Annotated in this window: 20 protein-coding genes and 1 riboswitch; of the genes, 6 read left to right on the plus strand and 14 right to left on the minus strand. The window is 43.7% G+C overall.

Going from position 1 to position 20,661, the window contains the following annotated elements:
- Positions 1 to 2: 2 nt before the first annotated feature.
- On the minus strand, positions 3 to 170 hold the full coding sequence (locus DSM107010_RS38200; RefSeq protein WP_158631743.1) for a hypothetical protein: 168 nt from the start codon (positions 168 to 170) through the stop codon (positions 3 to 5).
- Positions 171 to 434: 264 nt separating this feature from the next.
- On the opposite strand from DSM107010_RS38200, the gene DSM107010_RS06295 reads away from it, so the two are divergent.
- Both DSM107010_RS06295 and DSM107010_RS06300 read left to right on the plus strand, forming a co-directional pair.
- On the plus strand, positions 435 to 1,163 hold the full coding sequence (locus DSM107010_RS06295; RefSeq protein WP_106169400.1) for a hypothetical protein: 729 nt from the start codon (positions 435 to 437) through the stop codon (positions 1,161 to 1,163).
- A 472-nt stretch (positions 1,164 to 1,635) separates the two neighbouring features.
- Complete coding sequence (locus DSM107010_RS06300) at positions 1,636 to 2,886, plus strand: Zn-dependent hydrolase (protein WP_015153023.1); 1,251 nt, start codon at positions 1,636 to 1,638, stop codon at positions 2,884 to 2,886.
- Positions 2,887 to 2,924: 38 nt separating this feature from the next.
- On the opposite strand, the gene DSM107010_RS06305 is transcribed toward DSM107010_RS06300, so the two are convergent.
- From DSM107010_RS06305 to DSM107010_RS06325, 5 genes are all read right to left on the minus strand, one after another.
- A complete protein-coding gene (locus DSM107010_RS06305; RefSeq protein ID WP_015153022.1) occupies positions 2,925 to 3,590 on the minus strand; it encodes an SDR family oxidoreductase in 666 nt (221 codons plus the stop codon).
- A gap of 104 nt (positions 3,591 to 3,694) precedes the next feature.
- The gene (locus DSM107010_RS06310; RefSeq protein ID WP_127022593.1) at positions 3,695 to 4,744 is read right to left on the minus strand and encodes a Vgb family protein; all 1,050 of its coding nucleotides are present in this window, start codon (positions 4,742 to 4,744) and stop codon (positions 3,695 to 3,697) included.
- A 130-nt stretch (positions 4,745 to 4,874) separates the two neighbouring features.
- Positions 4,875 to 6,035, minus strand: coding sequence for an FAD-dependent urate hydroxylase HpxO (gene hpxO, locus DSM107010_RS06315; RefSeq protein WP_106167412.1), 1,161 nt, complete (start codon positions 6,033 to 6,035; stop codon positions 4,875 to 4,877).
- A gap of 105 nt (positions 6,036 to 6,140) precedes the next feature.
- Positions 6,141 to 7,592: a uracil-xanthine permease family protein gene (locus DSM107010_RS06320; RefSeq protein WP_106167411.1), complete on the minus strand. Its 1,452-nt coding sequence runs from the start codon at positions 7,590 to 7,592 to the stop codon at positions 6,141 to 6,143.
- A 501-nt stretch (positions 7,593 to 8,093) separates the two neighbouring features.
- The gene (locus DSM107010_RS06325) at positions 8,094 to 8,774 is read right to left on the minus strand and encodes a putative antibiotic biosynthesis monooxygenase (RefSeq protein ID WP_106167410.1); all 681 of its coding nucleotides are present in this window, start codon (positions 8,772 to 8,774) and stop codon (positions 8,094 to 8,096) included.
- A gap of 322 nt (positions 8,775 to 9,096) precedes the next feature.
- Here DSM107010_RS06325 and DSM107010_RS06330 point away from each other — a divergent pair, with 322 nt between their 5' ends.
- Both DSM107010_RS06330 and DSM107010_RS06335 read left to right on the plus strand, forming a co-directional pair.
- The gene (locus DSM107010_RS06330) at positions 9,097 to 9,372 is read left to right on the plus strand and encodes a hypothetical protein (RefSeq protein WP_015153017.1); all 276 of its coding nucleotides are present in this window, start codon (positions 9,097 to 9,099) and stop codon (positions 9,370 to 9,372) included.
- A gap of 327 nt (positions 9,373 to 9,699) precedes the next feature.
- Positions 9,700 to 11,430 (plus strand): iron uptake porin, encoded by a 1,731-nt coding sequence (locus DSM107010_RS06335; protein ID WP_106167409.1) that lies wholly within the window; start codon positions 9,700 to 9,702, stop codon positions 11,428 to 11,430.
- A 38-nt stretch (positions 11,431 to 11,468) separates the two neighbouring features.
- Here DSM107010_RS06335 and uraD read toward each other — a convergent pair whose 3' ends face one another.
- From uraD to DSM107010_RS06365, 6 genes are all read right to left on the minus strand, one after another.
- Positions 11,469 to 11,969 (minus strand): 2-oxo-4-hydroxy-4-carboxy-5-ureidoimidazoline decarboxylase, encoded by a 501-nt coding sequence (uraD, locus tag DSM107010_RS06340; protein WP_106167408.1) that lies wholly within the window; start codon positions 11,967 to 11,969, stop codon positions 11,469 to 11,471.
- Positions 11,970 to 12,060: 91 nt separating this feature from the next.
- Positions 12,061 to 12,420, minus strand: a complete 360-nt coding sequence (gene uraH, locus DSM107010_RS06345) for a hydroxyisourate hydrolase (RefSeq protein ID WP_106167407.1) — start codon at positions 12,418 to 12,420, stop codon at positions 12,061 to 12,063.
- Positions 12,421 to 12,482: 62 nt separating this feature from the next.
- Positions 12,483 to 13,271 (minus strand): amino acid ABC transporter ATP-binding protein, encoded by a 789-nt coding sequence (locus DSM107010_RS06350; RefSeq protein ID WP_106167406.1) that lies wholly within the window; start codon positions 13,269 to 13,271, stop codon positions 12,483 to 12,485.
- Between the two features lie 101 nt (positions 13,272 to 13,372).
- A complete protein-coding gene (locus tag DSM107010_RS06355; RefSeq protein ID WP_106167405.1) occupies positions 13,373 to 14,260 on the minus strand; it encodes a transporter substrate-binding domain-containing protein in 888 nt (295 codons plus the stop codon).
- A 51-nt stretch (positions 14,261 to 14,311) separates the two neighbouring features.
- Entirely contained in the window at positions 14,312 to 14,965 is a 654-nt protein-coding gene (locus DSM107010_RS06360; protein WP_015153011.1) for an amino acid ABC transporter permease, read from the minus strand.
- A gap of 137 nt (positions 14,966 to 15,102) precedes the next feature.
- Complete coding sequence (locus DSM107010_RS06365) at positions 15,103 to 15,777, minus strand: amino acid ABC transporter permease (RefSeq protein ID WP_015153010.1); 675 nt, start codon at positions 15,775 to 15,777, stop codon at positions 15,103 to 15,105.
- Between the two features lie 358 nt (positions 15,778 to 16,135).
- Positions 16,136 to 16,215, plus strand: a riboswitch (Glutamine riboswitch).
- Between the two features lie 39 nt (positions 16,216 to 16,254).
- On the opposite strand from DSM107010_RS06365, the gene DSM107010_RS06370 reads away from it, so the two are divergent.
- Positions 16,255 to 16,569: a hypothetical protein gene (locus DSM107010_RS06370; protein ID WP_015153009.1), complete on the plus strand. Its 315-nt coding sequence runs from the start codon at positions 16,255 to 16,257 to the stop codon at positions 16,567 to 16,569.
- A gap of 40 nt (positions 16,570 to 16,609) precedes the next feature.
- Here the strand turns inward: DSM107010_RS06370 and DSM107010_RS06375 are convergent, their stop codons facing one another.
- Together DSM107010_RS06375 and DSM107010_RS06380 are read right to left on the minus strand one after the other, a co-directional pair.
- Positions 16,610 to 17,200 carry an AAA family ATPase gene (locus DSM107010_RS06375; RefSeq protein WP_106167404.1) on the minus strand — a complete coding sequence of 197 codons (591 nt, stop codon included), beginning with the start codon at positions 17,198 to 17,200 and terminating at the stop codon, positions 16,610 to 16,612.
- A gap of 115 nt (positions 17,201 to 17,315) precedes the next feature.
- Positions 17,316 to 18,617, minus strand: a complete 1,302-nt coding sequence (locus tag DSM107010_RS06380; RefSeq protein ID WP_015153007.1) for a glucose-1-phosphate adenylyltransferase — start codon at positions 18,615 to 18,617, stop codon at positions 17,316 to 17,318.
- Positions 18,618 to 19,171: 554 nt separating this feature from the next.
- On the opposite strand from DSM107010_RS06380, the gene DSM107010_RS06385 reads away from it, so the two are divergent.
- On the plus strand, positions 19,172 to 20,623 hold the full coding sequence (locus DSM107010_RS06385; protein WP_106169783.1) for a glycoside hydrolase family 13 protein: 1,452 nt from the start codon (positions 19,172 to 19,174) through the stop codon (positions 20,621 to 20,623).
- The last annotated feature ends 38 nt before the right edge of the window (positions 20,624 to 20,661 follow it).

The following is a 20,661-nucleotide window of genomic DNA, read 5'->3' on the forward strand; positions in this document are numbered from 1 at the left end:
TTTTAGATAGCGATCGAAAAAAGCAGTGAGATAGTCATTAGTAAGTCGTTGGGGTCTTCTGTGAAAGGTTCTTCTCGCTCCGAATCTTTAAAGTAAAGAGAAGTTGTTCCTACGGCATAATCGCCAGTCGGCTTTGGGAATAAAGGCGCTTGATTTGTATTTGTTTCCATTGCAGTCACATCCTGTTTCGTATTTTGGACTATTCGTTCTAGGGCTATTTGTGTTGGTGTTTATCCTACGAATGGAGTAACTGCTTGCAAATCGGTCGTCCAGTCAAATTGGTAAAACCAATCGGTTAATCTTAAATTCATCCAATCGGTCAGGGTCTTTGGACGACAGCCTTTGCATCGATGCCCGATCTAACCGATCGGTCAATTCCAAATCTGAAGATTGTGATATAGCATCATGGAGTTGAATATCTCTAAAATTTATTTATGGGGCGATCGCTCAAGTCAGGTCAATGGTTGCAATTTATTCAATTAATTTGGCACTGGCTCAGCCGACACGCTCAATACTGGTTGACCCGCCTTAAATCACGCCCAGACTCAGCGGACTACTTGACTTGGCGGCATCAATTTTTACAAAAGCGATTGCGCCTTGGACTATGGTTAGCGTTGTTTTGGCAGTCGCTCGTATCGGCTGAAGGTCTTTACTCTGTTTTGTTTGAGTTTGAGAGATTGAGAGCAGTTGCCTTCAGTACCTATGGAGATGCATCGATCTCGGAGCGATGGAGAGTTGCATCCATTGTTTACTACCTCAGCGCTGTTGTCATTTTATTGGCTTGTGCGATCGGGCAAAAAACGATCTGGGGACGACGGTATCCCGAAGCGCTATTTCTGCTTTTTGCCTGTTCCTTGAGCCGTCTTACACATATTATTTTCACTTTCGTCAGTCTTCCTGAAACACCACCATCCCTGTTATTTCTCATTTTTGCAGTGCTGGTTCCAGTGCATTGGCGGTTACATGTTATCTATCAAGCGGTAGCGATCGCCTATTATGCGATTTTTTATCCCATAACTGGTCTGGCTACCCTTGAGTATGCAAAAATCCGCAATCTTTACTCAAGAGAACTTATTATCCAACTCGCCTGTGCTTGCTCGATTAGTATTCTGTCAGTGTACCTATACGAACGCTTGAAGCGATCGCCAGCTCGCCTTAATTAATTCTCTTCTCGAAGCTCACACTGCTGAAACACAAGGTGTTATTTTCCATTGCGAACCGACTCAACTAAAGCCGTTAGTAGATTCAGTCCTCATTAATTTAAACCACAATTTAACCAAAAAACGCATTCAACCGATCGATTGCATCACGGACGATCTGCCTATTGTGAACGCCGATACCAACCAGCTTTGGCGAGTGTTTAGTAACCCGATCGAGAATGCAATTAAGCACAACCCTCACGAAATTCAATTAACGTTGGAAAGGATTTTTAATCTAAATTTTGTTCGATTGTTTGGTCAACAATCAATACTATAGCAATCTCATTTAAATTTTGAAAGGATTAGGAGAAAAAACGGAGAGCGATATTGGAATTTCCTCAATTTTGTACCTGAATTAACAATCTCAGTTTAAAAGTAGAGTATACTGTATACATAAATGTCTGGGAATAAATACTCTAGTCTGAGATATTGCCAAATGGTAGATACTTTATCCCAACTGTCGATAAACCGCGATCGCCTCATCCAGAGCATCGAACAGTTAGCGCAAATTGGCGCTTTGCCTGGTGGAGGAGTGCGGCGGATTGCTTACAGCGCTACGGATATGCAAGCTCGCGATCGGGTGCAACAATGGATGCAAGCCGCAGGGATGAGCGTCAACATCGATCCGGCTGGCAATATCATCGGTAAATACCCCGGCAAATATCCCGACGCAGCAGCCTTAGCAACGGGTTCCCACATCGATACCGTACCGAATGGCGGACGCTATGATGGTGCGTTTGGAGTCTTGGCAGGCTTGGAAGTGGTAAGAGTCTTGCAAGAACAGCAAATTCAACTGAATCGCTCTCTAGAAGTCATTGTCTTTACCGATGAAGAGGGGACGATGATTGGCAGTAAAGCAATGTCCGGTAGAGTCATTCTCGATCCGGCGACATATCCCCGTGTTGATGGCATAGACATTCAAACTTGTTTGACGCGGGTTGGCGGCGATTGGAGGCGACTTACAGAAGCACGTCGCACCGCCGCAGACATCGCAGCTTTTGTCGAGTTGCACGTCGAGCAAGGACCCGTTTTAGAATGCCTTGGCAAGCAGATCGGTGTTGTGGAAGGAATTGTCGGGCAAAGACGTTACATTATTACCGTTAAAGGTAGCTCCAGCCACGCGGGTTCTACACCAATGCAGATGCGACAAGATGCCTTGGTAGCTGCCTCAAGAGTTGTACTGGCAGTGAATAAAATTGCGCATACCCCAGGCGGACAACAGGTAGCCACAGTAGGCTGGATGGAAGTTTTACCTAATGCTGCGAATGTCATTCCAGGGTTAGTGAAGATGAGCTTAGATATTCGGGATTTATCCAGCCAGCATCTCGATAATTTAATGGCACAACTGCAAGCAGAGATTGAAACGATCGCCGTTGAAACTCAGACTTATATCGATTTACAACCTCGTTTGCGGAACGAGCCAGCCTTAGCAAAACCGCAGATCCAACAGGCGATCGCGCAAGCGTGCGAAGATTTAAGGCTGAGTTACACCCATCTACCCAGTCGCGCCAGCCATGACGCTCAAGAACTCGCCACTTTCACCGATATGGGGATGATTTTTGTGCCGAGTAAAGCGGGTGTCAGTCATGCTGAAACGGAATTTACTTCGCCAGAACAGTGTGCTGAAGGAACGAATGTTTTATTGCATACGTTTTTAGAGTTGGATCGGCATTATCGTTGTGATTAGTCATTGGTCATTTGTCATTGGTGGCATCATGAGCGAGTTTACCAAGGCAAAACTTCACCATTGCTGTGCCAAAAAGTCCCCGTATTATCTAATGACAATTCATCAATTCGGGCTAACAATCCTTGCACCGATTCTTCAGAAGTAATGCCAGATGCACTAAAGTTAGTCATGCGGGTTTGGACTAACCCTGGATGGAGAATAGCAACGGCAATTCCCAACGGTTTGAGATCGTGCGCTAGAGACTTACCCGCCATCGATAATGCAACCTTGGACATCCGGTAGCCGTAGGAACCGCCAGAAGTATTATCGGCGATCGATCCCATGCGACTAGTCATCATCACGACTTTGGAACCTGCTTTGAGATGGGGTAGGAATGTATGCGTCACTCGTAAAGCACCGATCGCATTGACTTCAAATTGTTTTCGGATACTATCAAAGTCAAGATTTTCCAGCGTGACGCGCTCGACGATCGCCGCATTGTTAATTAACACGTCAATCGGCATTTGTTGCAGGCGATCGCGTAGTTCGGTGACGGATGCATCTGAGGTAATATCAATCTTAGATTCAATGTGTACGCCTAGTTCTTTTAACTCATCCGAAACCGCACGACAGACCGCGATGACGTTCTCCCCTCGTGCTTTGAGTTGACGGCAATATTCGTAACCAATCCCGCGATTTGCCCCCGTGACTAGATATGTTGCCATGTTTTACTCCTCATTAGAAGCAATTCTTCTCGGTTGGGATGCATAGTCCTCGATCCCCCAACCCCCTTCAAAAGGGGGCTTTATTCCCCCCTTTTGAAGGGGGGTTAGGGGGGATCGAATCTTAACCAAGAAGTCTTGGTGGTCTTAGAAGACGGTAACGTAAAACGGCGGATAAAAAAGCGATCGGGAATGGCAGTTTCTTTTCCTGGAATGAGACGATGGCGAATGCGCGATTCTGTCACCCATATTTGTCGATCTGCTACAGTCAAATTAACGGGCGATTCCATTTTGTCCGCTAAGACTTCGATCGCTTTTGGTTGCGATGCAGGTGTAAGAATGTCACGAATGCAGAGCAGACGACCGTTACCACTGGCGATCGCTCCTTCTAATACGAGTAGCGAACCATCTGGAGCAAATACCATACCATCTGGATTTTCAATCGAGCGTTGCAGCGAAATCGCGTCTACTTGCGTTCCCTGTGGTGATGGAGTCACTTTGAATAATCTGCCACCGGAGAACAGCCCCACAACTACGATACCGTTAGCTGCTCGTGCAATTCCAGCTAAACCAACTGGTTGAGAGCGCAAGCGATCGTCTTCAGCCCAAACCTGAAGTTGCTTGGCTCCAGGTGCAAGATAGTAAATGCGAGGACGATTACTATCAGTGAGGTAAACTCCACCTTTGGGATCGATCGCCATGTCATTACCAAAGCCGCCATCTGGCATCAAAACCACCCGCAGCACTTTACCAGTCCGAATATCGAGTGCAAAGATCCGATGGGGACGGCGAGTGACTTTGCCATCAGCACCGCGCACGCCTAAAAAGTCTGATGAAGCTCCCCACAAAATACCGCGTTGATCGTCGAGCCGCAGACTATTAGCGGCAAATATTTCATTATTTCCTGGGAAGAAAGTTTCAATTCTACCATTTGGTTGAACTTGGAGAATTTTGCCGCTTGTCACTGAACCCACGTACAGTGTTCCGTCACTAGCGCGGGCAATGCCATTTGGGTATTGAAACCCATTCGGTAAGCCAATGCGAGTTTCTTCGCGCGCTGGAGTTAAACTGGCAATAGTTAAAGGAGATGCGATCGCCCTGGTATTAGAAAGCAGCACGGCGGCGAGTGCAATTGTACGGAAAAGCGTTCTCAACATAGCTCAGCCAGGAATACTAGAAAGCGATCGCCACTTTGCCAAAATACCTCTCCTCTTCGAGATATTCAAAGGCTACTTGAGTTTGCTCTAAGGGAAAAATCTTGTCAAGAGTTTTTAATTCCGAATTCCCTCAACGCAATGGTCCAGCTAAAATCACTTTAGCGATCGCACCTCTAACATCTGCTGGTTCTTCTTGTGCAAGTTGCTGATACCATTTTTGGGTAATTTCTGGCTCTTTACCGTGAATCATTTCGGCGCGTTTGCGGGCTTTTTCAACTACAGCGCTAGTCCGTTCTTTCCGGTCTGCTTCGTAGCGTTTTAAGGCATATTCCATACTAATATTTGTTGTGAGCAGGTATTGAGTTAACACCAACCCATCTTCCATTGCTTGACAACCTCCCTGTCCCAAATCTGGACAAGTAGCGTGCGCGGCATCTCCGAGTAAAGCAACTCTACCGCGTACCATCCGGTCAATCGGTCCCACGTCGTGAATTTCTAAACGATTTGTTTTGTAGGGATCGAGACGCTGAATTAAATTTTGAACGGGTTGCGCCCAGCCTTGAAAGTGTTCTGTCAATTCGGCGCGGTAATTTTCGGGGCTAGAAACAGTACCTTTAGGCAAAGGAACATCAAAAAAGAAGTAGAAGCGATCGCCTGCTACTGGCATCATTGAAGCCCGTTTGTGTTCGCCGACAAAAATTACCCAAGAATTTTTTGCGGCTAAATCTTCGCTGGCGGGAACTAAACCATTCCAGTTGACGTAATGACCGTAATTGGGTTGCACTTCTTGTCCTAATACATACGTGCGCAGAAGCGATCGCACTCCGTCTGCTGCTATAAGTAGATCGCCTGTGGTACGATGTCCGTTCTCAAAAATTGCCGTAACGCTATTCTCGTCTTGTTCGACTGCAATACATTTATGTTCTAGCTTGACTTCGCCGGGATAAGCCTCCAAGAGCATTTGTTGCAAGTCAGTACGAGCGACTGGATAAGGACGCTGACCGACTTCCTCAACTAAGGGATGCAGATCGATATCGCTTAATACATCCCCCTTAAGGGTAAGATACTGCATTCGATCCATCAAGCCGCCGATCGCCGCCATCTTTTCCCCTAACCCCAGGCGGTTGAGGACTTTTACACCGTTCGACCACAATGAAATTCCCGCACCCGCCGGACGCAGTTCTTTGACTCTGTCATAAATCTCGACTTCGTACCCTGCCTGACGCAGAGCGATACCTGCGGTTAAACCGCCAATTCCCGCACCGATGATGACAACCTTGAGGTTATACATTGTAACTTTGCCCCTGCGTAACTTGCCCCTATGTAACTTGCCTCTACCTAACTTGTCCCAACTCAGCGACCAAAACAATTCAAAATTTTGACTTTTGAATTTTGCTCATGCTTCTAACTCTGCAAGTTCGTCAGCATTACTATCGTCCTGCTCGGTAACTTCTTCTTTTCGATCGTAAGGTAACAACCAATTTAATAAGATAGCCGTCAGTCCACCGGCAGAAATTCCAGAAGAGAGAACGTTTTTAATTGCTAGTGGTAATGCATCAACAATTTCCGGCGTGTAAGTCACCCCTAACCCCATTGCCAAGGATGTACCGACAATTACCATCGCACGGCGATCGAGTTCTACTGATGAGAGAATGTTAATCCCGGCGACAACAATTGAGCCGAACATGATAATTGTGGAACCACCCAACACAGCTTGCGGTAAGGTTTGAAAGATCCCACCAACAATTGGAAATAGACCCAAAAAGGCAAGTATGGCTGCGATGTAGTAGCCGATATAGCGACTACCCACACCTGTAATTTGAATCACGCCATTATTCTGACTGAATGTCGTGTTGGGAAATGTATTGAATAATGCCGCAATCAGAGAATTTACACCATCTCCTAAAATTCCCCCTTTGATTCGCCGCATGTAAGTCGCGCCTTTAATTGGCTCTCCAGATACCGCTGATGTGGCTGTGAGGTCGCCAATCGATTCTACTGTGGTGATGATATAGAGTAGAATGAACGGCACGAAAGCAGCAAAGTCAAAGCTCAGTCCGTAACGAAATGGAATTGGCACGGCGATTAACGGCAAATTTCCCAAACCGCTGAAGTTAACCATGCCTAACACGCTTGCCACAGCGTAGCCGACTAGCAGTCCAATGACAACTGAAGCCATCCTCAGCATTGGCTTTTTACTCACGTTCAGCACGATGATGGTCAGCAGTACCAATGTGGCAACGCCTATGTTTTGCAAGCTGCCGAAAGTACCGTTTCTTTGCGCTGCTACCCCTCCACCCATACTGATAATCCCCGTTTTGATCAGGGTCAGACCGATGACGCAAACAATCGTACCCGTGACTAGGGGAGAGATAATTTTTCTAACTAGGTGTAAGAAGCGGCTCAAGATTATTTCAATAAACGCGCCAAAGAAGCATAAGCCAAAGATTAAGCTCAACGCGCTTTCTGGGGTTCCTCCGGCTGCGACTACTGCTGTCCCTGCGGAGATAATGGGCACTAGAAAAGAGAAGCTAGTTCCCTGAATGCTGAGCAATCCCGAACCAATTGGTCCAATTTTTCTAGCTTGAATGAATGTCGAGACTCCTGAAATAAACAGTGACATACTGACGACGTAGCTAGTGTCAGTTGGGTTCAGCTTTAAAGCGTTGGCAATCAGCAACGGAGGAGTAATAATACCGACAAAGATCGCTAGAACGTGCTGCATGGCTGCTAGCACTGCTTCGATAAATGGAGGCTTGTCGTTCAGTCCGTAGATTAGTCTATTGACAGGTGCTACAGCGTTGCGCTCCTCAGTTTGCGGAGTCGATTGAACACTCACTTTTGCCATCAGGATTCCTCAAATTCAGCGCTTATTTGCGAGGTTTATAAAACTATTTTCGTTATTGTCATGCACGCGCGATCGCCTCTTTTTTTCCCAACGATCGCCTGCTGGAGTTTAGTCGATTTTTACTACTAATTTGTCATTAAATCTCAACTCTCTCGCGAGTTTTTGCATTATTTAATACAATTCACGATCGTTTATCTCTCCTCTCTTGACTCGCCAACTTAAAATTATTTAGCGATTGAAATACAAATTGTCTCCAGATTTAATATTCTGTATTTTTGGCTACAAAACATCAATTTACAAAAATGTTCGTTTGGTCGCTGTCTAGAATTGTTAAATTACTTCTAGGATTGTCACGTAGTCAGGAAATTGCAGGCATCGAGCATTGCAGTCTAAACATAAACTCGATAGATATGGTATACAGTATACTAAAACTTCTAACAACACAAGCCTGCTGCGGATCTGAAATATTAAGTGGTGCGATCGAAGTGCGATGAATGCGTTTTATGATTTGGACAACTGCTCGAATAATATTGCCATCATTCCCAGTGCAATCAACGCGATCGCGGTTCCAATTAAATCGGTTTTAACCGAACTTAAACGAAAAGCAGGTTGTAGCCAAAATCTCATGAACCGCGTTACCAATGGCATCACCAACCACGTCAAAATTGAGGATGTTATCAGGTTATTCACCAACATCGAACTAGCAGGCGACCAAGACTGCATGATACCAAAAGCAGCAAATACTCTCGATTGCGTCATGACTGTGGGATACAATCCCAGAACTACCGATAAGACTTGCTTCCATGCTGGGAGACCCAAACTCGTTTTCTCTATACCAGACTGGAGAGAAAACCATCCCTCTAAGCCAGTCGTCAATGACTTGAATTTGTAAATTTGGAAAATCTCTCGTCCTGACTCCATCACGCGATCGCGATCGCGTGATTGCAGCCACCGATTTAACCGAGTCGGTGTGTCGAAGTGCATGATGGAATACCATTTGACGACTCCATCGCAACATTCCAGAGGCGGACAGAGATCTGTGCGAGTAAACCCCTCGTAATGTGCGGCAGCACTCACTAAGCGATCGTGCCATTTGAGAAAAACAGCTTCTTTCCCCTGTGGCACAATGTATTCGATCGCCACGCTGGAATAAAAAATTTCCTCATCATCTGAGTTGAGCATTAGCTAGTTGGAAGAGTAGAAAATCGTGCCATATTTCAAACTAGCATTTTCGATCGAAATTCTTTTCTAGAAAGGTTTTGAGCTAGCTGAATACAGCTTTTATCTCTGCTCAAAGAGAGAGCCGACAGAGCAAAAATGTTTCTAAATACAGATATGTAACAAGAGTTCATCTTGTTATATAATAAAAATGTATCTTAAGGCATGGAAAAAGATTCGGACATACGCTCACAAACCGCGCAATTCTAACTCGCGTAATTGTCAAGCGTCGTGGTGACAGGTTTAGAAGTGCCTCCTGCAATGACTTTAATTGAGGAGGACGATTGTGAAAACTCTCAGCCAAACAAGCAACTCTCAGTGGGAAAACTACCAACAATTAGAACTCATTCCCAGCCGAATTCCCAATCCAGATGGTAAAGCTTCTACATTTAAGTTAGGATTGGACTTTGCTTGGCGAGTCCTAATTTCCTTACTTGTCGATGAATTAGTCGATCGCGAACAACAAGTAGAGTATATTGAACGGTGCTGGGCTAACAAGGAATTCGAGCAACAAGAAAATTCCACCAGTTCGCTGCAAAAACTTTGGCTGTTGATGAATTAAAATCTCTCAACGTCTGCCAAAGGAGATTTTTCGAGCTAGGGATTTCTAGAATAACAATCGCGTCTAGATCGAAAGTTCGTACTGCGATCTAGACTTTTTTGTAGTTGGAATTACAATTTTTTCACTCAAGTTACACTAGCGTATACAGTATGCTTGCAAGCCGATCGGGTCTTGAAAGCTAAAAGTAAGGATGTGTACTCGACATTGGATCGAGTTTAATTCTAGAGTGCGATCGCCACTATAAATCTGTTTTTTCAATTTTTAAATTGTTTAGAGCAAGACAGATTGCTATCTGTTATTGCCAGTTTGCTATGCGTGTGAGGAGTCATGGATTCAGGTTTTTTCTGTCAAGTAAAAGCGACAGCTAAAATAACTTTGTGGTTAAGTTTATTAGCAGCAAGTCTTTCAATCGGCGTACTACCAGTAGAGGCAAATGAGAATAATTTAGAATCATCTCAGACCGATCCAGATATTATGGCACAAGTCACATCTGTATCTCAGCTTTCGGACGTACAACCTACAGATTGGGCATTTCAAGCATTACAATCTTTAGTAGAAAGATACGGTTGCATTGCTGGCTATCCTGATGGAACTTATCGCGGTAATCGTGCATTAACGAGATATGAATTTGCGGCTGGGTTGAATGCCTGTTTAGACAGAGTCAACGAACTCATTGCTACAGCCAGCGCCGATGTAGTAGACAAACAGGACTTAGACACCTTGCAAGCTCTGCAAGCAGAATTTGCAGCTGAAATTGCGACTATGCGTCGTCGTGTCGATGCTTTGGAAACACAAACAGCAGAATTAGAAGCAAATCAATTTTCCACGACGACAAAACTCACTGCTAATATCTTCCTCAACGTGACTGGAGCTTTTGCCGATGGAGATATAACAGCAGAGGGAACCAGTGTTTTTGTTCCGGCGCGGGGAGCTGATGGTAGACCTGTACGCCGGACGATTAGCGATGACCCTAATGTTACCTTCAGCGATTACCTTTTCCTCAATTTCAACACTTCATTCACAGGTAAGGATAGCCTCGTCACCCAACTCGTAGCCGGGAATGGGAATTCTCCTGCAAATACATTTGCTTCTGCTGGTTTATTTAATACCTTTGGCGTACCTTACACGGATCAAAAAGGTGTGACGGGAGCGGATAATAATGTCATCGTGCGCGAATTATTCTATAGTTTTCCGGTTGGGGAAAGTCTACAATTTACAGTTGGTCCTCGCGTTAACTGGTTTCGTCATTTTGACAATAACCGCTTCACTCTATATTTAACCGGAGCAAGTAGCTACAACTCGATTGGTAGTACTCTTCTTAATTCCGTCGATAGAGGTTCAGGAGCAGTCGTAGCCTGGGAAATTAACGACCAAGTCAAATTAACTGCTGGTTATTTAGGCGAGAATACAGAATTTCTTTCTGGTTCTGCGTTCAATACTTCTAGTAATCCTAGTCAAGGTTTATTTAAACCAACTAACACAATTACAGCAGAATTAGCCTTTGCTCCTGGCAAGAATTTGAACTTGAGATTTCTCTACAACCGTTCTAACATTCAAGCAGTGAACGGACGGGTAGGTGGCGCAATTGGCGAACCGATTTATGGTTTTGTCGATGATGGGTTTGGCGGTTCAATTGAAGATGCTACAGCTGATACTTGGAACTTCAATTTTGATTGGTTAGTAACTCAAGGCATTGGTTTATTTGGACGATATACCTATGCGAGTACGAATGTTAAACCTACTACAGATGGACGACTGGATGGAGAAGTTGACGTACAGGCAATTCAAGCAGGATTAGCTTTTCCCGATTTAGGCAAAGAAGGAGCATTGTTAACATTTTCCTATCTCAGACCATTTGCTGTTTTAGACGGTCGGAACTTTTTAGTTTCTGGTGGTGGTGATGGCGGCGTACAATATGAGTTTGAGGCAACTTACTATTACCCAATTACGGATAACATTGCTCTAGTTCCCGCGTTTTATTTGATTGCCAATCCGAATAATTTCAGTGACAATCCTAATATTTATGTAGGTAATTTACGCGCTCAGTTTAAGTTTTAAAAAATCAAACATTGGTAGGGGCGCATAGTTATGCACCCCTACTGTGATACGATCGCATCTAAACGAAATTTAGCAATTTGAAAAATTTCTGCTAAAGCTTGGTTTCGTTCTGTTTCAATAGAATCTTGCAACCGTTGTTCAAAAGCTGCAAGAATGCTATCTTTTGTGTGATTTTTAACGGCAATAATAAACGGAAAATCAAACTTATTTTTATAGGCTTGGTTTAGAGATAAAAAGCGATCGTATTCTTCAGGTGTAAGACGGTCTAAACCTGCACCAGCTTGTTCTTGTACCGATGCCATTGCCATTTTGGCTTTACTACCTAAGTCAGGATGTGCCTGAATGAGTTCTATTTGTGCGTCTTGACTGGCAGTTCTGACAACATCTACCATTGTTTGATGTAATTGCGCTACGTTTTTAAACGGTCGCTCGTACCAGGCATGATAAGCGATCGCGGGCGTATCTTCAAACACTGCTCCCAAGGTTTTTACAAACTCATCTTGGCTCATTTGGTTCAGTTCTGTTAGAGAAATCATCATCAAGTTACCTAGAAAAGAATTGTCACGCAAAGACGCAAAGACGCAAAGAACACTTTTACGCCTTCGCGTCTTTGCGCGATCCAAATTAAGCTTAACTACCGCGATAAGTACTATAAGACCAGGGAGAAACGAGTAAGGGAACGTGATAGTGAGAATTAGGATCGGCAACTCCGAATTGTAACGGTACGCGATCGAGAAAAGCTGGCTGAGGTAGGTTCTCTATATGTTTGGTAAAGTAATCGCCGACAGAAAAAACTAGTTCATAAATACCTGATTTGAGTTCTTCATCTACTAATAATGGTGAGTCCGTACGACCGTCATTATTAGTATGAATAGTTTTTAATAGCGTTTTTTCTCCATTTGAGCTAACCAACCACAATTCAATTGTCATTTGTCGAGCGGGACAACCTTGAGCTGTGTCTAAGACATGTGTAGTAAGTTTACCTACCATATTTATCAATGCAAATATAATTTGCGATCGCGCTGATGTATCGTTCGAATTTTAACAGGAATTCAGTGCAAAATCTGCGACAGAAACTTTTTAGTTCTCTCTTCTTTTGGGTTATTGAAAAATTCCGATGGTGTGGTATCTTCTATTAAATAACCATCAGCTAGAAAGATAACGCGATCGGCAACTTCGCGAGCAAAACCAACTTCATGAGTCACGCAAACCATCGTCATCCCAGAATTAGCCAGCGATCGCATTACCTGCAATACTTCTTGTACCATTTCTGGATCGAGAGCTGATGTTGGTTCGTCAAATAACATGACTTTTGGTTTCATTGCTAAAGCACGCGCGATCGCCACTCGCTGTTGTTGTCCGCCAGATAGTTGACCTGGATATTTATTTGCTTGATGGTCGATTCCGACTCTTTCTAATAGTTGCATCGCCATTTCTTCAGCCTTGCTTTTTGTCATTCCGCGCAAATGAATTGGAGCGAGAGTCACGTTTTTTAGTACAGTTAAATGAGGGAATAAATTAAATTGTTGAAACACCATTCCTACTTCTCGACGTACGATTTCGATATTTTTGAGATTATGAGAAATCTTCGTTCCATCAATTTCAATGCTACCTTTTTGATAAGGCTCCAAACCATTTAAAGTCCGAATAAAAGTTGATTTACCCGAACCAGATGGTCCCATTAAAACCACGACTTCACCTCGATTAACTGTCAGACTAACGCCTTTAAGAACGTGAAAATTATTGCCATACCACTTTTCCACGTTTCTAGCAATAACAATTGGCTTCAAGTCAGTACTAGCGATATTACTTGAACTTATTTCGGAGTGAGGGTATGCCATAAACTGATACTTTTCCCATTAACTATTTATATCTATTTGCATGGTGGACAATGCCCACTATACATTTGACTTTTAACTTTTGACTTTTGACTTTTGACTTTTTATACAGTAGGCAATTCTGCCAGAGGTTCTCCCAACCATTTCTGAGAAAAACTATTCAACTTTCCCGAGGTTTTCAAATCTGTAATAATCGCATTAACTCTTTGTAAAAGATCGGTATCACCACGTCGTACGCCAATGTAACAAGGAGAATTCTTCAGCACAAGCTTGCGATCGATTTGTTTATCGGGGTTATCTCGCATTAATTTAGCCGCTACCACGTTGCCAGTTGCAATCAGTTCTACCTGTCCCGATACTAATGCTGATGCCGTTAAGCTGTTACTAGCAAAACGTTTCATTTTAACTGTTCCAGTAGGTAGTTTAGACAGTTCTAAATCTTCTAAAGAGCCTTGAGCAACACCTACGGTACGACCTTTCAAGTCTTCCATAGAAGCAACTTTAACATTTTGTCTGCCATAAATTCCTGAGAAAAAAGGAGCATATGGTATGGAAAAATCAATAATTTTGGCTCGTTCTTTGTTCTTACCCAAACTCGAAATTACCATATCTACCCGATTTGTTTGCAAAAACGGAATTCGGTAATTACCAACCACGGGGACTAATTCCAACTCGACCCCTAAACCTTTAGCTATCTCCCGTGCTACATCAATGTCATAGCCGCGCACTTGCATATCTGGTCCCACAGCACCAAACGGGGGAAAATCATCTGGAACAGCAACTCGTACCTTGCCAGTAGATTGAATTTGTTTTAGCGTTGTTCCAGAATTTACACCAGGTAGGCTAGTAGCTGACGCAGTACCAGATGTCACTGACATCGATTTGACATAAGATGATTCTGACGAGTTACAAGCAGCAATACTCGCCATCATTAATAAACTTGCCAAAAACAGCGTGATGAATTGCAGCCACTTTTTAGGAATCGCGTTCATTTGAGGTAAATAGGAAATCGGGAGTCGGAACTAGCCGTTAGACTGATTTTTTCAAGCTTTGTATGTTAATTTTCGTTCTAAATTTTGACTTAAAATAGAAAGGGGATAACACAAGCAGAAATAAATCAAACCTGCAAGTGAGAATACTAATAGCGATCGCAGAGTCACATTATTAATTTGCGCCGCAGCGCGAGATAATTCAGTAAAGCCAATTACAGAAGCCAAAGAAGTTCCTTTGATAACTTGTACGGCAAATCCTACGGTTGGTGCGATCGATAATTTGAGTGCTTGTGGTAATACAATCAATCTAAGTTTTTTGAAATAGCCAAAACCTAATGCTGATGCTGCTTCCCATTGTCCTTGAGGAATAGCAGCTACAGAACCCCGCCAGATATCTGCTAAAAATGAACTAGTAAAAGCCGTTAAAGCTAAAGTTGCTGCTTGTAAAGGTGACAAATTAACTCCGAAAACCACAGAGAGTCCGAAAAAGGCAAGAAACAATTGTAATAATAGCGGCGTTCCTTCAAAAAACTCAATGTAAATCCAACTAATGCCTCGAATCCACTGGTTCGGAGAAATCCGCATCAACATCACGAGAAAACCAATAATTCCACCACTAATAAATGCGATCGCAGATAAAATCAACGTCCATTGGGTTGCAATTATGAGGTTTTTCAAAATGATTGGTATAGTAAATTCATCCATTTTTAGAAAGTCAAAAGTTAAAAGTCAAAAGTGATGCATTTGTACGGGCGGGTTTTTATCGTAAATATTTGCCGTAGTCTTAAGTGTTTGATAAACCCGCCTGTACACTAGCCAAAACACGATAAATATGTCATGGATTAGCGTCTATATTTAGCAAATTCAAAAAACCGTTTCTCTATAGCGTAAGTTAATCCTTTAATTAACCAAACAATAGCTAGATAAATGAGAGAAATCGTGAAGTAAATCTCAAAACTGCGGAAAGTTCTGGAATTCAGATAGTCCCCAGCAAATGTCAAGTCTTCAGCTGCAATTTGAGAGACAACACTAGTAAATAAAACCGCAAGAATAATTTGACCAACTAAAGCTGGATAAATATTTGATAATGCCGGAGTTAAAACAATATAGCGAAACACCGATAAGGGTTTGAATCCTAGTGCCAAGCCTGCTTCAACTTGCCCTTTATGAATGCTTTCTACACCTGCTCTGACGATTTCTGTAGAATAAGCCCCAAAGTTGACAGCTAATGATAAAATTGCTGCTTGTTCTGCTGTTAGCTTAATACCTAAATTCGGCAATCCGAAGAATATAAAGAAAAGTTGGATTAAAAATGGCGTATTTCTGATAGCCTCAACATAGGCGATCGCTAACCAATTCAAAAACCGATTTTCAGAGGTTCTAAATAACGCTCCTACGATGCCAAGAATCAATCCAAAGGCGATCGCAATTAACGATAACCTAATGGTGACAAATGCTCCCGCCGTAAACAAACCTATGTTATTCCAAATCACTGAAAAATCAAAGGTATAGTTCATAGTAGCAAGTCAAAAGTCAAAAGTTAGGAGTCAAAAGTTAGTGCGATCGCGCCAAATACTTGCAGTAGCTTAGCAATAGTAATGCTAACTTTTAAGTCAGTTACATAATTTTGAATACTGTATACAATTATCGTCTTTTGTTCTGTGTAGATCGATACAAGTCACTCTTGATAGCAATTCTCGATTGCGTGTTTTACCCAATTGAAAGCCGCTATGAAAGCAGAAATCATGTAGAAGAATCTGAAGCTGCGAGGAGTAATTTCATGCTTGTTCGCTATTTTGTCAGAATTTCGTGACTATTGAACTAAGATTTCAACCGATTTTCAGAAAATTTAGTTACAATAAATACAGAAAATAAATCGTTCATCTCTCTTAAAAACACTCTTCACCAGATGCTGAGAGAGACGGAAGTAAGGAAATATCCAGAAGGAACGCACGCGAAATAATGACCTGATTCCTTCAGGAGGCGAGATCGTGATGAATTATCAACAAAACATTCAAAAACTAGAACAAATTTACAACTACAAACCAGAACCGCAACACAATCGACCAACTCGCAGATCGTGGTTGAAAAAGATGTGGCGATCGCTCGTTACCGCTTGGAGTCACAATGCAGAAATGCGAGTGTGGCAAACCGAAGATAAAATAGGTCGTTCGTTGTGGAAGCTTTACGACCCGATAACAGGCGAAACGTTTGATTTTAACTCAGAAAATGAAGTGAGAACTTGGATTGAGGAATCATACAATCGTCCGCTAAGAAGAGAAAGAAGCTTTCGACCCTTTTACAGCTAGTTAGACTTAATAGGAGCGTGCGGTGTGCGTTCCTACTACCTTAACTTGGTGAAGCGGCTGAAGTGCAAACAGATAATTGACTGGAACGCAGCAAACAATCTAACCCTTCAGATAAACTCGGTGGCGCATCGCGCAGCTGACGATGCATCCGTAATATGACCTCTTCAGGGACTTGGCGATCGCGCCGTCGATTTCGCGCTAGACATAACCATACAGGAGTATCGACCCAAAGTCCTACAATCTGCTTGAACCCCGCAGCACGAGCGTAAACGATGACTTCTCGCCGATGTCTGCGTTGGGCATTAGTTGCATCGTAAATTGCCGTACTGACTTCGCCGCGCGAAATTTGAATTGCAGCCCTTTGAAATTGCCGTTGCACCTCGCGCCAAACTAGCAACCATTCCCCCTGAATCACCTCATTCCCAAATAGGCGTTCTCGAATTTTGTCAGTTGATATGGGTTGTAGCTTTGAGTCTGCTGCTACCAGTTGTCCTACTAAAGTAGATTTTCCACTCCCTGGTAAACCAACGAGCAGAATTAGAGAGTAGGGAGTAAAGAGTAAACCCGTGTACGACTGATCTAATGCCCCCTTTTTAAGGAAGTTGGAGGATCGCAGAACTACCTTACTCATGAAAAGATCCCCCTAGCCCCCCTTTTTTAAGGGGGGAACAAAGAAGCTGCACATTATACGAGTAGAAAATTATTTTCAATTCTTCCACTCATCACTCACCACGCATCACTCACCACTAAATAACGGTTCCATCCGAAATAACGGCGTTTTTCAGCACGACAACGATGCCACTGCGGATATAGAAGCCTTCGCTTTCTCGATCTGCTTCTTCAACCCTATCTTTGTTGATGATGCGGACATCACAACCGATCCGGGCATTTTTGTCAATAATTGCTCGTCTGATAATGGTGTTAGCACCAATTCCCAGAGGAACGTTCTCGATTTCACCATCTGCACAAACTGTTTGTCTTTCCTCTATATGGGGATCGTAGAAATCTGCCCCCATGAGTAGCGCATCTTCTACAATCGAGCCTGCTTGGATAATCGATCGCACGCCTAAGACTGAATGATGTACGCGACAGTTTTTCAAAATACAACCGTCGCCAACGATTGATTCTGTTACCTGACAATCCATCATTTTAGTAGGAGGCAAGTAACGAGCGCGAGTGTAAATTGGTGCTTCTTCCTCGTAGAAGCTAAAAGCTGGATAGGGTTGCTTTGTCAACGATAAGTTAGCATCGTAGAACGCCTCAATCGTTCCGATGTCTTCCCAGTAATCGTTAAACAAGTAGGCTTGAATGTTGTACTCTTTCGCACAAGCTGGCAGAATTTCCTTCCCGAAATCAGTTTGTTCTGGCGCTTCTTTCAGCAACTTGATTAAGACATCGCGTTTAAAAACGTAAATCCCCATTGAAGCGATGTATGGTTTTTGCTTCGCCTCTTCTGGATTTAACCCCAATACTGTAGTATCGACCTGCATGTTCAGCAGTGCATCACCTTTGGGTTTTTCGCTAAAGTCGATTACCCGTCCCGCACTGTCAATTTTCATCAAGCCAAAGTCAGAAGCGCGACGTTGTTCGATCGGGATCACAGAAAGAGTCACATCAGCACCAGTTTCGCGGTGACGCTCGACAAATTGGCGATAGTCCATGCGGTAGAGGTGATCTCCCGACAAGATTAAATATTCGTCCACGTTCCACTCTTCCATCAACCAAAGATACTGACGCACTGCATCTGCCGTACCCTGGAACCAGTTAGTGCTGTACTGCGTTTGTTGAGCTGCCAGGACTTCTACAAAGCCTTCAGTAAAACCAGAAAAGGTGTATGCACGGGCAATATGGCGATTGAGTGAAGCCGAGTTGAATTGTGTTAAAACGTATATTTTGTAAATCTCTGAGTTAATACAATTACTGACAGGAATATCGATTAAGCGGTACTTCCCTGCTAATGGTACGGCTGGCTTAGCTCGTAGCTTAGTCAGCGGATAAAGACGAGTTCCAGCACCGCCACCGAGAATAATTCCTAGTACTTTTTTCACAAATTCCTCCCGACTGCCTTTCGTTCCCAAAATTAGTGTAGAGGACTAGGTGTAAAAGTTGTTAAGAATCTAGAGGCAGAAATTTATCAGCACTACACATGAAGAATTCCTGGGAGTCTGGGGCGATCGCGGTTAGCTCGGCTTTGGCAGGCATAGAGCAGTTGAGCAGCAGCGATCGCACTTCCCAAACTCCAAAATTATCGTAAAATTTGGTGTGGTGCTACCGCTAGTCGTAGTTTTCCCCATCTTTAGGGAGCAGGGAGCAGGGAGCAGAGGGAGCAAAACAATTCGCGCATTCAAAATTCTCTATACCCCACACTTCCTACACACCCCACACCCCGATAGCGCCAGTTGCTCATAGGGGGCGACGAAGTCCGCGATAGCGCCACCCCCAAGACCGCACTGGCTCCCCCAACCCTATTGACTACTAGCCACCAGCCACTAGCCACTAGTCACTGATAACTGTCAAAAAGCGATCGCGACATTCACCCCCTGGTTAGAGCCACAGAATGGAGAGTATTTGTACCTTGTCAATGAAGGGCTAGAAAGTGACTATGGAGATTACCACCCCAGACTGGGTAAAACACGCTGTTTTCTATCAAATTTTTCCCGATCGCTTTGCTAAGAGTCAACAACCCCGCAAACGGCTGTTAAAAAACGCTACTTGGGAAGAATGGGAAGAAATGCCCACTCTTCAAGGTTATAAGGGTGGCGATCTCTGGGGTGTGATGGAGCAATTAGATTATTTGCAAACGTTAGGCATTAACGCCATCTACTTCACCCCGATCTTTCAATCTGCTAGCAATCACCGCTATCACACCCACGACTACTATCGAGTCGATCCGATGTTAGGCGGAGATGAAGCTTTTCAAGAATTGCTAGAAGCTTGTCACAGCCGCGATATTAAGGTTGTTTTGGATGGAGTCTTCAATCATGCCAGTCGGGGCTTTTTCTTTTTTCACGACATTCTCGAAAATGGTCCCTACTCTCCTTGGGTAGATTGGTTCAAGATTGAAAAATGGCCCTTGTGTCCTTATGATGGCGATCGCCCTGCTAATTACGAAGGCTGGGCTGGAAATCGCGCTTTACCCGTGTTCAATCACGATAACCCAGAAGTGCGAGAATACATTATGGAGATTGCCGAATATTGGCTGAAATTCGGCATCGACGGCTGGCGGTTAGATGTGCCGTTTGAAATTAGAACTCCTGGTTTTTGGCAAGAGTTTCGCGATCGCGTCAAAGCCATCAATCCCGATGCTTATATTGTCGGTGAAGTGTGGGAAGATTCGCGAGAATGGCTGGACGGCACGCAATTTGACGGCGTGATGAATTACTTGTTTGCCGCACCGACAATCGCTTTTACGGCTGGCGATCGCGTGGATATGACACAAGTACAAGACCGTTCCTACTATCCCTATCCACCCCTGTTTGCAGCTGAATATGCCACAAAAATGCAAGAATTGCTGCAATTGTATCCTTGGGAAATTCAGTTAACGCAGTTGAATTTACTCGCTAGCCACGACACGGCGAGACTAATTTCGATTGCAGGAGGCGATCGCCCTAGTGTTGAACTTGCTACCCTATTGCTATTAACATTTCCTGGCGCTCCTAGCATCTACTATGGTGACGAAGTTGGTTTACCAGGCAAAATCGATCCAGACTCTCGGCGGGGTTTCCCTCTCGAAGCCACTTGGGATCGGGAAATTCTCGAATACCACCGTCAGTTGATTGCCTTACGCCATGCATATCCTGCCTTGCGTACGGGAGATTATCAAGTGTTACACGCACAGGGCTTGGTTTATGTTTTTGCGCGAACTTTAGGCTCAGAAGAAATTGTCGTAGCTGTCAATACTGGTACTGACTCAGCACAAGTTAGTTTCGACACAAATAAGTTGCGATCGCACCCCAGCAAGTTGTTATTTGGGAGTGCAGAAATTGAGTCTATTGCTGATGGATCGCAAATGAATTTGAATCTACCTCCAAGGGCAGGTTGTATTTTGGTATAAAAACTTTGACCTAAAAATGTAGAGACGTTACATGTAAC

This window comes from Chroococcidiopsis cubana SAG 39.79 (genome assembly GCF_003991895.1).
In the GTDB taxonomy this organism is placed as follows: Bacteria; Cyanobacteriota; Cyanobacteriia; order Cyanobacteriales; family Chroococcidiopsidaceae; genus Chroococcidiopsis; species Chroococcidiopsis thermalis.

Excerpts from the sequence above, each read along its gene's own strand:
- DSM107010_RS38200 (WP_158631743.1), bottom strand. The coding sequence starts at position 170 with ATGGAAACAAATACAAATCAAGCGCCTTTATTCCCAAAGCCGACTGGC.
- DSM107010_RS06295 (WP_106169400.1), top strand. The coding sequence starts at position 435 with ATGGGGCGATCGCTCAAGTCAGGTCAATGGTTGCAATTTATTCAATTA.
- DSM107010_RS06300 (WP_015153023.1), top strand. The coding sequence starts at position 1,636 with ATGGTAGATACTTTATCCCAACTGTCGATAAACCGCGATCGCCTCATC.
- DSM107010_RS06305 (WP_015153022.1), bottom strand. The coding sequence starts at position 3,590 with ATGGCAACATATCTAGTCACGGGGGCAAATCGCGGGATTGGTTACGAA.
- DSM107010_RS06310 (WP_127022593.1), bottom strand. The coding sequence starts at position 4,744 with ATGTTGAGAACGCTTTTCCGTACAATTGCACTCGCCGCCGTGCTGCTT.
- hpxO (WP_106167412.1), bottom strand. The coding sequence starts at position 6,035 with ATGTATAACCTCAAGGTTGTCATCATCGGTGCGGGAATTGGCGGTTTA.
- DSM107010_RS06320 (WP_106167411.1), bottom strand. The coding sequence starts at position 7,592 with ATGGCAAAAGTGAGTGTTCAATCGACTCCGCAAACTGAGGAGCGCAAC.
- DSM107010_RS06325 (WP_106167410.1), bottom strand. The coding sequence starts at position 8,774 with ATGCTCAACTCAGATGATGAGGAAATTTTTTATTCCAGCGTGGCGATC.
- DSM107010_RS06335 (WP_106167409.1), top strand. The coding sequence starts at position 9,700 with ATGGATTCAGGTTTTTTCTGTCAAGTAAAAGCGACAGCTAAAATAACT.
- uraD (WP_106167408.1), bottom strand. The coding sequence starts at position 11,969 with ATGATGATTTCTCTAACAGAACTGAACCAAATGAGCCAAGATGAGTTT.
- uraH (WP_106167407.1), bottom strand. The coding sequence starts at position 12,420 with ATGGTAGGTAAACTTACTACACATGTCTTAGACACAGCTCAAGGTTGT.
- DSM107010_RS06350 (WP_106167406.1), bottom strand. The coding sequence starts at position 13,271 with ATGGCATACCCTCACTCCGAAATAAGTTCAAGTAATATCGCTAGTACT.
- DSM107010_RS06355 (WP_106167405.1), bottom strand. The coding sequence starts at position 14,260 with ATGAACGCGATTCCTAAAAAGTGGCTGCAATTCATCACGCTGTTTTTG.
- DSM107010_RS06360 (WP_015153011.1), bottom strand. The coding sequence starts at position 14,965 with ATGGATGAATTTACTATACCAATCATTTTGAAAAACCTCATAATTGCA.
- DSM107010_RS06365 (WP_015153010.1), bottom strand. The coding sequence starts at position 15,777 with ATGAACTATACCTTTGATTTTTCAGTGATTTGGAATAACATAGGTTTG.
- DSM107010_RS06370 (WP_015153009.1), top strand. The coding sequence starts at position 16,255 with ATGAATTATCAACAAAACATTCAAAAACTAGAACAAATTTACAACTAC.
- DSM107010_RS06375 (WP_106167404.1), bottom strand. The coding sequence starts at position 17,200 with ATGAGTAAGGTAGTTCTGCGATCCTCCAACTTCCTTAAAAAGGGGGCA.
- DSM107010_RS06385 (WP_106169783.1), top strand. The coding sequence starts at position 19,172 with ATGGAGATTACCACCCCAGACTGGGTAAAACACGCTGTTTTCTATCAA.